Genomic DNA, 14,572 nt, shown 5'->3' with positions numbered 1-14,572 from the left:
CTGAAGCGAAAAACAAAGCTTATCCATGGCGGAAGTCCGTTTGATCCGCATACGGGAGCAGTAAGCGTCCCGATTTATCAGGTTAGTACGTATAAACAGGATGATATAGGCGTTCATAAAGGCTATGAATACTCACGTACAGGCAATCCAACGCGCCATGCACTCGAGCAGTATATTGCTGATTTGGAGGAAGGTGCAAGAGGGTTTGCGTTCAGCTCGGGAATGGCTGCGATCCATGCCGTATTTTCCTTGCTGAAAGCAGGCGACCATATCATTCTAACTGACGATGTATATGGGGGAACGTATCGCATCGCCACAAAGGTTCTGAATCGGCTAGGGATCGACACGACCTTTGCGGATACGACAAGCTTGGAAGGGGTCGCAAAAGCGCTGAAACCCAATACGAAAGCATTATTCGTCGAAACGCCTACAAATCCGCTGCTTAAAGTATCCGATATCGCAGCGCTAGCCGCATGGTGCAAAGCCGAGGAGCTTCTCTTCATTGTCGATAATACGTTCAGCACCCCCTATTGGCAGAACCCGCTGGCGTTAGGGGCGGATATTGTGCTGCATTCGGCGACGAAGTACATCGGCGGGCATAGCGACGTGGTGGCGGGGCTCGCTGTCGTGAAGAACGACAAGCTGGGCGAGGAGCTGCATTTTGTGCAAAATGCAACGGGCGGCGTGCTTGGCCCGCAGGACGCATGGCTCCTCATGCGAGGCTTGAAGACACTCGGCTTGCGGATGGAGGCGCATGAGGAAAACGCTCTTGCTATTGTCGATTATTTGTCGGGACTGAATGCGATCGAAAGCATTTATTATCCGGGATTGCTGAGCCATCCGCAGCATGAGCTTGCTAAACGCCAGGCTCGCGGCTTCGGCGGCATTGTCTCCTTTGATGTAGGCAGCGGCGAGAAGGCAGCTGATCTGATCCGCAGGCTGAAATACTTTACGCTGGCTGAAAGCTTGGGAGCCGTGGAGAGTCTCATATCCGTGCCGGCAAGAATGACGCATGCTTCCATTCCAAGGGAAAGGCGGTCGTTGCTTGGCATTACCGATGGCTTGATCCGCATTTCCGTCGGTATTGAGGATCGCGAGGATTTGATCGCGGATTTGGATCAGGCTTTGGGGGAATAAGCTCTTTGAACGGTATTGGTAATATTAAGATAGGCTGAAGCGGTCTGCCTCTTTGCAACTTAAACCATTGCGGACTCGTTAGGAGTGTACATGCAACAATACTTCTAACGACAAAGGATGGTAGACATATGAAACTCAAGAAGCTATTGAACAAAAATATAATGGTGGCCTCTATGGCGACGGCGGTGCTTCTTAGCGCTGTAGCACCGGGAGCTGTATCTTATGGGGCAGCAGCTGCAAATACCCCTCTTCAATTCCAAATCGGCAGCAAAAAGGCAACGGACTACCGCGGGGAATATACGTTGGCTGTAGCTCCTTACATCTTGAATGGCGTAACGATGGTGCCGGTGCGAGCTTTGGCTGAAGGTCTTCAAGCTTCGATTCATTTGGATTCGGCGACCAAAAAAATTACTTTAGCGAAGGACGGCTTAACGGTAACGGTAACGCTGAATAGTAATGAGGTTATAGGCACTTACATTAAAAACGTGAAGCTGCCGGCTAAAGTAACCGCTGTGAAGGGCACCACCTTTGTTCCTGCCAAAAGCGTGGCACAGCTCCTTGGAGCTGCTACCCTTTGGAACGCAAAAGAGAAGAAGATTACGCTGCAAGCGGGAGAGCGCGCGCAATCGTTCCAATTCAACTTTGATCAAGGAGAAGATGGTTGGAAGGGAGATTTCGCGGATCTGCCAGTTGACTACGATCCAGCGATCTACGAGCTGAAATACGCAAGGGAGCTGCTTCCTACCGCAGCGAACAAAACAAACTACGGATTGAAGCTGAACGGCATGAACCGCAGCGATGATTTGTTTATGTACGTGACGAAGAAGCTGGACGGCCTAAAACCGAATACGACGTATGAAGCTTCATTATCGTTCAAGCTTTATACCGACCAATCGGGCGGCATGATGGGAGTAGGCGGCGCACCAGGAGAAGCGGTCAGCATCAAAGCCGGTTTTGTCAGCAAAGAGCCTGCCAAGGCGCAAGTGGATGAAGGCGGACACCTGTATTATAAAGTGAATGTCGACAAGGGCAACCAGAGCACAGAAGGCACAGACATGAAAATCGTTGGAAATATGGTACAGCCAAACAGTGATCTGACGGGCTTTCAGCCGGTTGCGATGGAATATTCGGCCGTGCTTAAAACCAATGAAAAAGGCGAGCTTTACGTTATAGTGGGAAGCGACTCCGGTTATGAGGGATTAACCACTTTATATCTCGATGACATGAACGTAAAGCTGCTGCCTAAGAATTAAATACGTGGCAGAGGGCTGCTAGCTTAAACGCAGTGCAACGCGTGATACACATGACATGAGAGGCTGTTCTTCAAGGTTACCGACCTTGGAGGACAGTCTTATTTATTTTTTTGATAATATAAGCGATTTTTAATAAAAATGGGAAGGATTGTGAGCCTTACAGCTAGAATAAAGGATAATGTCCAACAATATGGAAACAAGCCATCCCGGAAAGGTTAATTGGTACAACAACATGATAAAAAACGATATGATAGCAGAAGCACATAAACAATGTCGGTTGCGAGGCCTGAATCCGGATGAGCTACCTATATATACTGAATGGCTTTCAAGCGAAGCGCTGGCAAGTCAGCAAAACCACTACAAGGACATTATCGAAGTCATAAGCGTATTCGTAGATAAATTTTTGTCCTCTGTCGCGGAGGATCCTTTTTTCGCTGCGATAACCGATCATCAAGGACATATTCTTGAGTTCAGGGGCAATCCCGCAATCATAAACACGGCCCGCCAATTGGGAATTACCGAGGGCGTGCGCTTCTGCGAGGAGCTCGGGCCAAACGCGATCGATATGTCCCTGCGCAGCAATAGCCCGATTGAGCTTAAGGGGGAGGATCATTATCATCATGTTCTCCACCAGCTAGCTTGCTATACGGCACCTTTCCATTTGGAGGATAACGGCCAACTGCTGGGAACGCTCTCGATTATGACGGATACCCATTCCGCGCATCCGCATTTGCTAGCCTTATTATGCACCATTGTTGATTCGATCGAGCGCGAGCTTCTGCTCCGTAAGCATAACACGCAGCTGCAGATTCTGAATCAAGTGCTGCTGGATACGAACTATTACGGTGTCATTATTACGGATGCGCTTGGCACCATACTAGAAATAAACGATTACAGCACCTTCATATTAAATAAAGTGAGCAATGACAACCGTAGGTGCGTAGGGGAGAAAGTTTTTGATTTGAAAATGATCGGACCTTATTTCGAACGGTTTATCCTGCATGGCGAGACCTGCGTAGGCATAGAGGTTTCGGTCAAGATTGAAGATGGGCACCATTACTATATGCTCGATGTCGTACCGATTTATGACAAAGAGAATGAGCTCATACGGGTTGTCGGAAGCCTAAGGGATATTACCGAGATGAAGGTGGCAGAAGAACTGCTGCGAAATAGCGAGAAGCTGGGATTCGCAGGCCAGCTTGCCGTAAGCATTGCGCATGAAATTCGCAATCCGATGACGACGGTTAAAGGAATGCTGCAGCTATCGAGCAAAACAACGAACCCCCACTATTACAATGTGATGATGTCCGAGCTCGATCGCATGAACGCGATCGTGGGCGAGTTTTTAATTTTGGGGAGGCCGCAGGCGCTCCAATATAAAGAAGAGCAATGCGCCGATATTTTGCAGGAGGTTCTATCCGTATTCGAAATGCAGTTCGAGATGAATGGCATTATTATTCGGACCGAATATAAAGAAATGGCAATCGTTCACTGCGACCGGGATCAGATCAAGCAGGTGTTTTTGAACATTTTGAAAAACGCCATGGAAGCTTTGCCTTTCGGAGGAGAGGTAAGCATTCAATTGGATATCGTCGATTCTTATCAAAGGGTCCTGTTCAAGGATAATGGCGTAGGCATGACGGATGAGGTCAAGCGTCGCATCGGACAGCCATTCCATACGACTCGCCGCGACGGGAACGGGCTTGGCATGATGATCGTAGACAAAATCATTTCCTCGCATGATGGTCGGCTGGTCGTTTCCAGCGAGCTTGGAACAGGCACCACCGTTGAGATTTGGCTGCCCAAAACGTATGAATGATTCTTTTATTATTAGCCGAATGAAAGACAGGGATTGCTCCTGTTCTTCGCTTGGCTTTTTCTTTTCTTGCGTATTTAAAGTACGATGGTTACTAAAGACGGAAACGTCGGACGAGCATGGTTTTGCTTTTAAAAGGGATTAGAGAAATGGAGACATGATTACTGTGAACAATAACATTGATTCTTTGGACAAGCTTGTCTCGTTCATTCCTATTATCAAATCAGCGATACCGGCTGATTTATCAATAGCGATATGTGATTTGGAACGGTTTGTTGCGTATTTCCCCGGAGAAACCATTAATTTAAACATTAAAGAAGGACAGCTTTTGCATAAGGAGGAGCCGCTTTTCTTAGCCTTGCGGGACAACCGGGCGCTAAGATCGGATGTACCTGCGAGCTTCTATGGTTACGAGTTCACGGGAACGGCAACGCCTCTTCATGATGAGGCCGGCCATGTCATAGGCGGTATAGCTGTTCAAATTCGGAGGCAAAGTGAACTAAAAGCCATTGCAGAGCAGATTGCAGCCTCGCTATCGCAAGCTAATGAGCAAATCAGCAGCATCTCTAATGGCTCGCAATCGCTTGCGGGTTTCTCTAAGCAGCTGCTTGTTCAATCTCACCAGGCTGGCAAAGACGTAGAAGATTCAACCGAAGTTTTATCCATTATTAAAAGAGTGGCTGACCAGACGAATCTACTCGGGCTAAACGCCGCCATAGAAGCAGCGCATGCGGGGGAGAAAGGAAGAGGCTTCGAGGTCGTTGCCAAAGAAATACGGAGATTCTCAAAGGAAACCGTAGCATCGACCCAAAACATAAATGAAACGATGCTGCAAATCAAGGACGTTACGAGCCAAATGGCTATTTCCATAGAAAAAATAGCGGCGATTGGCCAAGAACAGGCGGATTCGGTTCAGCATACCTCTACCTTTATCGAAGAAATAAAAAAAATGTCCGAAAAGCTAACCGAGTTCGCGAATAAATTATAGCGAAATACGCGTAACGTTAACGAGCCATAAGGTCCGGTCAACCGGTCTTTATGGCTCGTTATCGATCATTTTACTTCTACAACAATGGTATCCAATAATCGCCCGCGTACATAAGGCAGCAATCGCCAAACCCCTTTTTCCGGCAATTTCATAGACGTAACGGCGTGCCGGTCAGCTCCGTTTAACTCGCCGCCCAATGCGTTCGATGAGAGCAGCGGATTGGTGGAGAATACGTCGATGATACGATCAGAGCCTTCTTTCACGGCTTTGACGTCGAATGGACCGTTTAATTGCTTGTCGCTTCCCCAGAAATGCCACATGTACTTTTGCGCTTTCCCAGCCAGGAACCCGGCATTTATGAAGCCGACTTGATTGCTAATGCCACGCATCAAATAGGAACCGGATCGGAAATCGGGACTGATTGTCCACGAAGGGTCGAGCAAGGAAAGCACCACATTGCCATACTTTTGATCATCTAGCAGTACCTCCAATGTCCAAGCCCCTCCGAGCGGCAGCGCAAAACGCGCGGTCAGGCGCTCAAGGGTCTCATAACCGCTGCTTGGTCCCGCAATCTCACCCAATGAAATGGTTTCCCGCTGACCCGATCTCATATGCTGCGCTTGAATCGCCATGGTTTTCCCCTTAAAGGTATCTATTGGCTCTTCGAAGTGAAAGATATAACCTGCCATTACCCCAGCCCTGACATCAGACTGCGGATAAACGGTGAATAATAACCGATCCTGTTTATAATAGGCCGTTCGTTCCATATCTGCCGCATTTGGCTGATTGCCCATATACGGAGTACGGGAAGGCAAAGTCCAATTCAGTTGGTTGGACAAACCGACCAGGAGAATTACGAATGCTAACGGTATAATAATGATGACTGCTATACGGGGGAGCTTGAGCGTACGGCGGGTGGCTTTGGCGCGCTTGAGCACCTGCTGCTTCAGCTCCGCTGAGAATGGGCTGCTGCGGAAAGGCGAGTTCTCCATTTGCTTTGCCCAGGTCGGCCTTTCTTCACTCATAACCTAACGCCTCCTCATCATTACGGGTCAGCAGTTTGCTCATTAACTTCTTTGCCCGATGCGCTCTTGTTTTAACGGTACCTTCCGAAATACGGATTAATTGTGCTATTTCTTTCACTTTAAGGCCATAATGGTAGTCTAGCACCAGTACTTCCCTGTATTTGCGAGGCAGCCGCATAACCGTATCCCATAGGTCACGGTTATCCAGACGGTCAAATACGATCTGTTCTGCCGCTGGCGAGACGCCCCTAATCAATCGATCGGTAAGGGTTACTTTGCGGATAAAGGCACTTTGCAAATAATGCAGCGCTTTATTCCGCGTTATGGTAAGCAGCCAGCTTTTAATCGTACACTCGCCGCGAAAGCCATATAACCCGTTGAATGCCGCCAAGAATACTTCTTGCGAGATATCGTCTGCGGCGTCCGATTTATGGGTTAAAAAGAAGGCGAAGCTCCATACGTCGTGACCGAACGTTTCCATCAAATCCCGCAGTACGGCAGCCCTGTCATAGCCTGGCGCCAAATATTTCAAGTAATCCAATCGATCCTCCAATGCGTTCACCTCTGTCCATTAGACCGCATTGGAGACAAAAGGTTCCCGTTTCAGCTCATTATTTTTTTAACGATACAATTTGAGCATCCACCTTTGCGATGATTGCCATCGTTTGCTGCTCATACGAATAGGTTTTTTGCTTTTGTTCGTTGATTTGTTTGATATAAGCTAGCATTCGGGCAAGGGAATTTGATGTACCTGCTGCATCGCCTTTTTTTACGGCTTGATTCAGAAGGGATGTCTCGGTGGAAAATTGTTTTTTAACGGTGCTGACGGCGCTTTTGGCAGCTTTTATTTTCACCTTCAGGGGATCGATGCCGCTAAGCTGATTCCGCAGCTTTTTTATCGTACTGGCCGTGTTTGCCTTGGCTGATTTAAGCGTGGCCTCCTTGCTGCGGATGTCCAGCTTCGCAAGCTGCACGGCCGCCTTAGCGGTCTCAACCTGCGGCTTCAATATGCTTATGGAAAGCTTGTCTTTGAATGACTTCGCAATGCTGAGCTGCTGGTTTAATGAATCATAAAGCTGGAATAAAGGTTCATATTTCTTCTTTGCCTGCACGACAGCCGATTCAAGCTTCAGGAGCTTGTCCGCGTCTATTTCCTTGATGCCTTTACGCGTTGCGAGTACGGCTTCCTCGTTCTGGTAATGAAGCTTATCGATGCGGGTATCCCAGTCGATAAGCAGCTTCTGCGTACTTTGCAGCTCCGAGTATTGAGCGGACAGCTTGGCTGCGGTCGTCTTATCCGCTGCTCCCCTCATTTTGTCGAAAGCAGTCTTGGCGGTGACGCTGAACTCGAAAGACGCGGCGAAAACGGCGATTGGGCTTGCGAGCAGGAGCATGACAGCAAGCCAGAATGCGGTAAGCTTTGGAACGGTTTTCATGAATAATGAAGCCTCCTTTAATTGTGGCGAACAACGCAAAAAAAGCACCAGCAAGATAGGCGTTAAACGCCATCTCTTACGGGTGCTTCCATCGTAAGCCGTTCTTATTATGTTGCTTCCATTAATATACAGGAAGCCTTCAATTGCAGTCAAGCACCGAATGGCCTATAAGAAAAGCGGTATTTTCGATTACGGATGATCAATTTTGATCAATGAGGCCGCAATGATTTCTTTTCGGAGCCTGATTCTTTATACTATTAGAAAAGGACAGGCGGCAGACGTCTGCAGCAAGGGACAGGAGAGAAATAACAATGGCTTATAAAATTGTGTTTTTTGACATCGATGGCACGTTAATCAACGAACAGAAGGAAATACCGGCGGATACCATTAAAGCGATTGCGGAGCTGAAGGAAAGCGGGGTAGAACCGGTTATTGCGACCGGTCGTGCTCCTTATTTCATTAAACCGCTTGCGGAGCAGCTTGGCATTGAATCTTTCGTATGCTTGAATGGCGGCTATGTCGTCTATAAAGGCGTGCCACTCTATAAACGAGAAATCGAAAAACATCGGTTGGAGGCGCTCGTAAAGGTTGCAGCCGAGCATAATCACGGACTTGTCTTCGAAGGCGAGCATAACTTCTTTGCCGATAAGGAGGACCATCCTTTTATTATTGATTCGGTTAATTCCTTGAAGGTTGACCTTCCGGGCTACAACCCGGAGTTCTGGAAAACAGACGGCATTTATCAAGTGTTCCTTCACTGTGAAAGCCATGAGGAGCATCTCTATGACGGCTTGCATTCGGAGCTGAAGCTGATTCGCTGGCATCCGCAGGCCATTGACGTGCTTCCGGCTGGCGGATCGAAAGCGCAGGGCATTGAAGCGCTGCTGGACAAGCTCGGCTTAACGGCGGCCGATGCGGTTGCTTTTGGCGACGGCCTTAATGATAAAGAGATGCTCGAGACGGTGGGTTTCGGCGTTGCCATGGGCAATTCCCATCCCGAGTTGCTTCCGTTTGCGGATTACGTGACGACGCATGTTGATGAACAGGGCATTCGCAACGGCTTGGTGGAAGCAGGACTATTAGAGCGCTAAGCCGTAATATGGTTTGTGTGTATTTGTGCAAAAGTTAAATGTCGAAAGAAGCTGGTATCGCATGCTGCGGTATCGGCTTTTTTCAAAACCGGCTGGCTATTGGACGTGCTTTGGTCATGAATAGCTGGAACATTGATGGCGATTGAATCGTAGAAGCATACGGATGATTCGATCATGAGAGGCGGTCAGCAACTGATGGAGAACGGGAATTATGTGCTGCGGGCAGCGATAAAGGAAGCTGGATACGAAGAGGATAAGCCGACAATCCGCCAGATTGTGCTGGAGGTTGCGCCGGGAGAGCTGGTTGGGCTCATTGGACCAAACGGAGCGGGCAAGAGCACGACAATCAAAACGATACTTGGCTTAATGGCTTACGTGAATGGGGAAATCGTGCTCGGAGGTAAAAATAAACGGTACGCTTATGTGCCGGAGCAGCCGATTTTTTATGAGTATATGACGTTGTGGGAGCATCTGCATTTGGCTGCATCGGCATTCGAGATCGAGGAGCGGCAGTTTGCCGCCAGAGCAGAGGAGCTTCTGGAGCGTTTCAGGCTGACGGAGGAAAAGCATCATTATCCGTCGCATTTCTCCAAGGGCATGCAGCAAAAGCTCATGCTGATTATCGCCTTTCTACTCGAGCCGGATGTGTATATCGTGGACGAGCCTTTTGTCGGGCTGGATCCGCGCGCAACGACGGATTTCCTAAAGCTGCTTGAGGGAGAACGGGAGCGTGGAGCGGGAGTTCTTATGTCGACGCATGTTCTGGATACCGCAGAGCGTATCTGTACCGGCTTTGTACTGATAAACAATGGTTCGGTCGTGGCGCGGGGCTCTTTGGATGATGTAAGAAACGATGCGGGCTGTGCGAAGGAAGCGACGTTGTTCGAATGCTTCCACGCATTGACATAGGGGGAGGAATGGCATGGTAACGCCTCGCCAATTATTTTGGATCAGGCTGAAACGCAACCAGAGAGACCAGCTTCGCGCATGGAGCAGCGTACTGGATTGGACGGTGTGGCTGTACTTGCTTCTGCCCGGCTTATTTATTGGGGGCGGTCTATACCGTGAAGTATTAATGGATATGCCGGAGTGGGCGATGAAGCTGCCTTGGGCGACGTTATATCCGATAGCATTGTTAATGGTTCTGTTCATGGGTCAGATCCGCATATTCGTCGAGGAGGCAGACAGGTTATTCCTGCTGCAGCGTCCGGAGTGGCTGCAAAGCATCAAGCGCTGCGGAATCGGTTTTACGCTGATTAAGAAAGCAATCACGGTTGCGCTGCCGTATTTGCTGCTGCTGCCCTTTCTAAGGCATGCAGAGTCGATGTCTTGGTTACAGCTGTTGCTCGCTTATGGCTTCACGATCGTAATGGGTATGGTGCTTGCACTTGGCATTCAGCTGGCGAACGGCAAGCTGAAGGGTCGGCGCAAGTGGGCGTTTGAAATATTCGGATTTCTTTGTTTTGGCGCTCTATATTTGATGCCCATGTTGAGATGGGAGAGAAATGAAGGCTTCTTAGGTCTTTCTCTTTCAGCGGCAGCGATCATGATGCTCGTTCTCCTATGGGCAGGATGGAGAACGCCCATACAATTCGAAGCTGAGGTGAAGACGGAGAATGCGGCGCGTCTGCGAAGCACGGAGCTGCTCATGAGCCAAGTTATTGAGTCAAAGCCGGTTGTCCGCCTCAAACGGCCCTATCTGTTTCGCACCTCACAGCGTCTATTCCGCAAGTCGGATGCAGCAACGATGCTGGCAGAGCTGAGAATAAAAGCCTTCCTGCGCGGTATGGCGCATATTCGCGTATGGCTTGGCTTTATGTCGGCTGCAACCTATGCCGTATCGCTTGTGCCCGGCCCGATTGCTTTGTTTCTCGTTGCGGCTCTTACTGCAATCGGGATGTCTTGGCTGCACATGCAATGGAAGCAATGGTTTTCAGAAGCCTTTATCGCGCAATTTCCGTGGTCGAAGACAGACGCTCGCAGCGCCGCCATACTATCCCGGTTTTGGCTGCTGCTTCCGCTAATGCTCGTCTGGTCGGCTATTGCCGGTTATAAGCTTGCGGGAATCATCGGCATTCTTGCAGCCGTATTGCTATGCGCAGCCCTTTGGACCACCATTAGCCTATACGACCATAACAAGGCGAAAATGAATGCCGCTGAATAGATACCCTGCAAAAGCAATCACTAATCGTTGGACTCCCTGCATCCGGTGCAGCTTCATCGGAAGCAAGGAGCGACAGCCATTTATTGAAAGCCTATCCGCGGATACCCTTTCATTTATCTATTAAAGGAGGCATTCCATTGAACTATCGGATTGTAGAAAAAGAGGCATTCCGCATTGTCGGTTTGAAGAAGCGTGTTGCCATAGTTTTTGAAGGCGTGAATCCTGAAATTGCCGCCATGTAGCAAAGCTTGTGAAACACTCCTGAGGTTCAGAGCTTGCCCGTTGGGGTAAGAAGATGTAGACCCGCAGCTTGACCGGAAGAGGGTTCATGACTATTCCCAGGAGGTGCAAGCAGATATGAGTACGGATAAGGATTTGTACGGAGCGGTTGAAGAGGAAATATATGCGCAAAAGCAAGGGAACAGCTATGTATTAACCACGACGAAGGGTACGATTGGCGAAATTACGTTCACGATGGTTGACGTGGACACTTGGGTAATCGACCATACGCATGTGGATGGAGAATACCGCGGCCGAGAGTTAGGGAAGCAGCTTCTTGATTTCGTGGTCGAGGAGGCCAGGGAGAAGGGACGTAAAATAGTGCCTTCTTGCTCTTATGCGCTTGCGCAATTCAAGAAGCATCCCTCTTACGCGGATGTGTGGGAGAGAACAAATACGGAGTATTCGGATCCGTACAGCTCAAGCGGCGCGGGTACGGCTGGCGGAAATATGAGGAAATAATACGTGCTCACACAAAAAAAAGAGCGCCGTGGACGAGTAGTCTGCGGCGCTCTTTTTTGCGCCAATGCCGGATTTACTTGCCGCCGTTTGTTTATCCGATACCCTCGGCGAATATGGATTATAGTTTATTTAAATAGGCATAGCTTCGAGAGCATAATCTTCGATTGCTCCAAGGACTCGAGCGCATGCAGCGACGTGTCTGATAACGAGAAGCTATTGCTGAATTCAGAACGATTCTTAATGAAGTAACGGAGAAATTCCGCAAGGTCGGCATTCGTTTGACAGACGTGCAATTGCGCAGACATGGTTTATGCCAACTTCCATTACTTACGTTCCCGCAGCGTTTTTCTTACGCGGTCATTGATTTCCGGATGTCTTGACAGCACGTAATGAAGCCCTTTCCGCTGCAGCGTCAGAAACACGCAGGTGGTTAAGGTTGTTATGTCAGCCGTCCGCGGCACGTTGTTAAGCAGCGCGATTTCGCCGAAATGGTCGCCGTCCTCCAGGATCGCAAGATGCTGTTTTCCGCCTTCGACGTTCGTATTTTTGCGAGATACCTCGACACGGCCCCGCGCAATTAAATAAAACTTTTCGCCCTGCTCGCCGGCTTGAATAACCTGCTGCTTCGCGGCGAAGCTCTCTGTATTGAAGAGACTGCGTATTTCCTTCAAAATCTCCGTATCCACGCCATGAAAGAATGGCAGCTTCGCAAGTCTTTCCTCGTTAATATCGGCTTCCTGCCCATTGCTTGAAACCTGCATGCCGTTCTGCTTGTCCCAAAGCTCCTTATAATAGCCGCCTGCTGCCAGCAACTCATGGTGCGTGCCGCTGCCTACTAACTCGCCTTTATCGAATACGTAAATCCGGTTAGCGTGGGTGATGGAAGCAAGGCGGTGGGTAACCGTAATGACTGTTCGGTTTTGCGCAAGCTCCTTAAAGGTTCGATTGATGGAAGCCTCGGATATCGGATCCAGCGCCGACGTGGCTTCGTCCAGCAGCAGGATTTGCGGGTTTTTCAAAATGGCGCGGGCAATGGCGAGCCTTTGCCGCTGGCCTCCGGAGAAGTTGGAGCCTTCATCCTGCACCATGGTCTCATAGCCACCGGAGAGGGTCATGATGTACACGTGAATTTCCGCTTTTTTAGCTGCTTCGATGACCTCTTCCTTAGTGGCGCTCGGCTTACTAATGCGAATATTGTCTAGAATTGTTCCACGAAACAGAAAGTTTTCTTGGAATACGGAGCCAATCTGCTCCCGGTAGGAGCCCAGGTCTATATCATGCATCGGAATTCCGCTAATTTCGATGTGGCCGGAGCTTGGTTGATAGAAGCCCAGCACCAATTGGACGAGCGTGCTTTTGCCTGAACCGCTTGACCCTACGAATGCGGCAGTCGTGCCTGCGGCAATGCGCAGGTCGATCCGTTTGAGCGCCTCCTGCTCCTCGTTATACCGAAATGAAACATTGGAGAACCGAATCTCCGGTTTTGAATCGGTTCCAGCTGGTAATGAGAGGCTGCCTGACGATTCTTTGGGGGCATGGAGAAGGCTGTTCATTCGGTCTATGCTGACGGATGCATCCGTGAATACCGGGTTGATAAAGGTTAAGTTGAATACTGAGTTGCCCATTGACGTGTACATAGTGAAAAAAGCCACCAAGGCTCCTAGCGTAATATGTCCGCGAAGCGCTAAGTAGGAGCCGAAGCCGATAATCGACAAATTAACAAGTAGCAGACTAAACATAGGCAAGCGTTTTAATTGTGAGCCAATGATGTTTTTTCGATAATGGATCAAAAACATCGCTTGCAGCCGTTTGGCGAACTTGTCCGTCATCGCCTGCTGTAGATTGAACCCCTTAATCACCTTCTGTGCTTTAATGTTTTCTTGGATATCGCCGAGCAATAGGTCCAGCTGTTCCTTGTGGCTAACGTTGATGGCCTCGGCACGGCCGCCTAGCAGGTACGGGCCCGCAAATATAATAGCGGCACCCAGGACGATGACCAGCGCCATGCTCCATTGCAAATAGAATAAGACGATTGTACTGATAGATACGACCGTAACGGACTGCATGCCAACGGTCAATATGGCGTTCATAGCCCTTTCAATCGAAGGCAAATCTACGGTGAAATAAGAAAGCAGCTCGCTTGACCGCTTTTTCTCGAAGAAACCCATATTAACCTGCTGCATATGCTCGAAAAGACGCTTCCGCATATCCTGCTGGATATGCGCGCTCAGCTTGGCGAGAACGCGGTCGCTGACCACGCCTGCGCTTAAACACAGGACGCCGCTGACGGCAAGTACCGTTAGAATGAGCGTAAAAGCATTCATGTCCTTCGGTAGAATAGCCCGATCAATAAGCAGCTGGAAGCTTAAAGGGGCAAGAGAAATAAAAGCGAGGTCGAGCAGCAGCAGAGTGAAAAACAATGCGGCTAGCGATTTATAAGCACGCATGCAGCTTGCCATGTATTTCAAAACGGTAAGCATCATGTTAAGGTCTGCTCCTTCTGAGCTTAATAGTATATTTCATGAGGATACCTCATAACGGCGGCATGCCAGCTGGCATAGTCCATCCGATATTCCTCGATTTCGCCGTACTCTGAAAATATAGCTGAGAGAGGTCTGAAAGAAATAAGGGAGGTTTCATTGCTCAAAATGCCCAAGCAAAAAGCTGATATAGGTTTCCTGATAGTTAACCGTGGAACTTACCGAGAAATAGTTGCTCATCAATAGGATTACCTTTCATTGGGGATGTGGACAAATTATAACACGGTCAGACAAACAACAGAAGATGAAACGCGGATTCGACAGAAAACGAAGCGGGCATGACGCTTTACGCGACAGGCAGAAGCGTTCGATCACGACTCACAAAAATCATTTTCACACGTACAATAACCCAGGTACATGATGAGTGAGAAGGAGGAGCAT

The 14,572-nt window shown here is 49.0% G+C and carries 12 protein-coding genes and 1 pseudogene; 9 read left to right on the top strand and 4 right to left on the bottom strand.

Features of this window, described 5'->3' with window-relative positions; translation table 11 throughout:
- The 4 genes from AC0YN3_RS22420 to AC0YN3_RS22405 all read left to right on the top strand — a co-directional run bounded on the left by AC0YN3_RS22420 (position 1) and on the right by AC0YN3_RS22405 (position 5,194).
- On the top strand, positions 1–1,137 hold the full coding sequence (locus AC0YN3_RS22420; RefSeq protein WP_475777216.1) for a bifunctional cystathionine gamma-lyase/homocysteine desulfhydrase: 1,137 nt from the start codon (positions 1–3) through the stop codon (positions 1,135–1,137).
- Positions 1,138–1,265: 128 nt separating this feature from the next.
- Positions 1,266–2,390, top strand: coding sequence for a copper amine oxidase N-terminal domain-containing protein (locus AC0YN3_RS22415; protein ID WP_475777174.1), 1,125 nt, complete (start codon positions 1,266–1,268; stop codon positions 2,388–2,390).
- A 178-nt stretch (positions 2,391–2,568) separates the two neighbouring features.
- The gene (locus tag AC0YN3_RS22410) at positions 2,569–4,209 is read left to right on the top strand and encodes an ATP-binding protein (protein ID WP_475777173.1); all 1,641 of its coding nucleotides are present in this window, start codon (positions 2,569–2,571) and stop codon (positions 4,207–4,209) included.
- A 163-nt stretch (positions 4,210–4,372) separates the two neighbouring features.
- Complete coding sequence (locus AC0YN3_RS22405) at positions 4,373–5,194, top strand: methyl-accepting chemotaxis protein (RefSeq protein ID WP_475777172.1); 822 nt, start codon at positions 4,373–4,375, stop codon at positions 5,192–5,194.
- Positions 5,195–5,259: 65 nt separating this feature from the next.
- Here AC0YN3_RS22405 and AC0YN3_RS22400 read toward each other — a convergent pair whose 3' ends face one another.
- The 3 genes from AC0YN3_RS22400 to AC0YN3_RS22390 are packed head-to-tail and all read right to left on the bottom strand — an operon-like array spanning position 5,260 to position 7,655.
- Complete coding sequence (locus tag AC0YN3_RS22400; RefSeq protein WP_475777171.1) at positions 5,260–6,219, bottom strand: hypothetical protein; 960 nt, start codon at positions 6,217–6,219, stop codon at positions 5,260–5,262.
- Positions 6,212–6,772, bottom strand: a complete 561-nt coding sequence (locus AC0YN3_RS22395) for an RNA polymerase sigma factor (RefSeq protein WP_475777170.1) — start codon at positions 6,770–6,772, stop codon at positions 6,212–6,214. The genes AC0YN3_RS22400 and AC0YN3_RS22395 overlap by 8 nt, the downstream gene beginning before the upstream one ends.
- A gap of 58 nt (positions 6,773–6,830) precedes the next feature.
- Entirely contained in the window at positions 6,831–7,655 is an 825-nt protein-coding gene (locus tag AC0YN3_RS22390) for a hypothetical protein (protein ID WP_475777169.1), read from the bottom strand.
- 311 nt (positions 7,656–7,966) lie between these two features.
- Here AC0YN3_RS22390 and AC0YN3_RS22385 point away from each other — a divergent pair, with 311 nt between their 5' ends.
- The 5 genes and pseudogenes from AC0YN3_RS22385 to AC0YN3_RS22365 all read left to right on the top strand — a co-directional run bounded on the left by AC0YN3_RS22385 (position 7,967) and on the right by AC0YN3_RS22365 (position 11,651).
- A complete protein-coding gene (locus AC0YN3_RS22385) occupies positions 7,967–8,746 on the top strand; it encodes a Cof-type HAD-IIB family hydrolase (RefSeq protein ID WP_475777168.1) in 780 nt (259 codons plus the stop codon).
- A 174-nt stretch (positions 8,747–8,920) separates the two neighbouring features.
- Positions 8,921–9,655, top strand: a complete 735-nt coding sequence (locus AC0YN3_RS22380; RefSeq protein WP_475777167.1) for an ABC transporter ATP-binding protein — start codon at positions 8,921–8,923, stop codon at positions 9,653–9,655.
- Between the two features lie 13 nt (positions 9,656–9,668).
- Positions 9,669–10,910 (top strand): ABC transporter permease, encoded by a 1,242-nt coding sequence (locus AC0YN3_RS22375; RefSeq protein WP_475777166.1) that lies wholly within the window; start codon positions 9,669–9,671, stop codon positions 10,908–10,910.
- Positions 10,911–10,954: 44 nt separating this feature from the next.
- Positions 10,955–11,149, top strand: a pseudogene (locus AC0YN3_RS22370) (AraC family transcriptional regulator); the annotation flags it as partial.
- Positions 11,150–11,267: 118 nt separating this feature from the next.
- On the top strand, positions 11,268–11,651 hold the full coding sequence (locus AC0YN3_RS22365) for a GNAT family N-acetyltransferase (RefSeq protein ID WP_475777165.1): 384 nt from the start codon (positions 11,268–11,270) through the stop codon (positions 11,649–11,651).
- Positions 11,652–11,974: 323 nt separating this feature from the next.
- On the opposite strand, the gene AC0YN3_RS22360 is transcribed toward AC0YN3_RS22365, so the two are convergent.
- Positions 11,975–14,134, bottom strand: a complete 2,160-nt coding sequence (locus AC0YN3_RS22360; protein ID WP_475777164.1) for an ABC transporter transmembrane domain-containing protein — start codon at positions 14,132–14,134, stop codon at positions 11,975–11,977.
- Positions 14,135–14,572 lie beyond the last annotated feature (438 nt).

The organism is Paenibacillus sp. J22R232 (assembly GCF_056269165.1).
The sequence above is the reverse complement of the archived record's forward strand: the minus strand, read 5'-3'. Positions and strand labels throughout refer to the sequence as shown.

Bases quoted from the DNA above. Each gene is read 5' to 3' on its own strand.
- AC0YN3_RS22390 (WP_475777169.1), bottom strand. From the start codon at position 7,655: ATGAAAACCGTTCCAAAGCTTACCGCATTCTGGCTTGCTGTCATGCTC.
- AC0YN3_RS22385 (WP_475777168.1), top strand. From the start codon at position 7,967: ATGGCTTATAAAATTGTGTTTTTTGACATCGATGGCACGTTAATCAAC.
- AC0YN3_RS22375 (WP_475777166.1), top strand. From the start codon at position 9,669: ATGGTAACGCCTCGCCAATTATTTTGGATCAGGCTGAAACGCAACCAG.
- AC0YN3_RS22365 (WP_475777165.1), top strand. From the start codon at position 11,268: ATGAGTACGGATAAGGATTTGTACGGAGCGGTTGAAGAGGAAATATAT.
- AC0YN3_RS22380 (WP_475777167.1), top strand. From the start codon at position 8,921: ATGAGAGGCGGTCAGCAACTGATGGAGAACGGGAATTATGTGCTGCGG.
- AC0YN3_RS22360 (WP_475777164.1), bottom strand. From the start codon at position 14,134: ATGATGCTTACCGTTTTGAAATACATGGCAAGCTGCATGCGTGCTTAT.
- AC0YN3_RS22400 (WP_475777171.1), bottom strand. From the start codon at position 6,219: ATGAGTGAAGAAAGGCCGACCTGGGCAAAGCAAATGGAGAACTCGCCT.
- AC0YN3_RS22415 (WP_475777174.1), top strand. From the start codon at position 1,266: ATGAAACTCAAGAAGCTATTGAACAAAAATATAATGGTGGCCTCTATG.
- AC0YN3_RS22410 (WP_475777173.1), top strand. From the start codon at position 2,569: ATGTCCAACAATATGGAAACAAGCCATCCCGGAAAGGTTAATTGGTAC.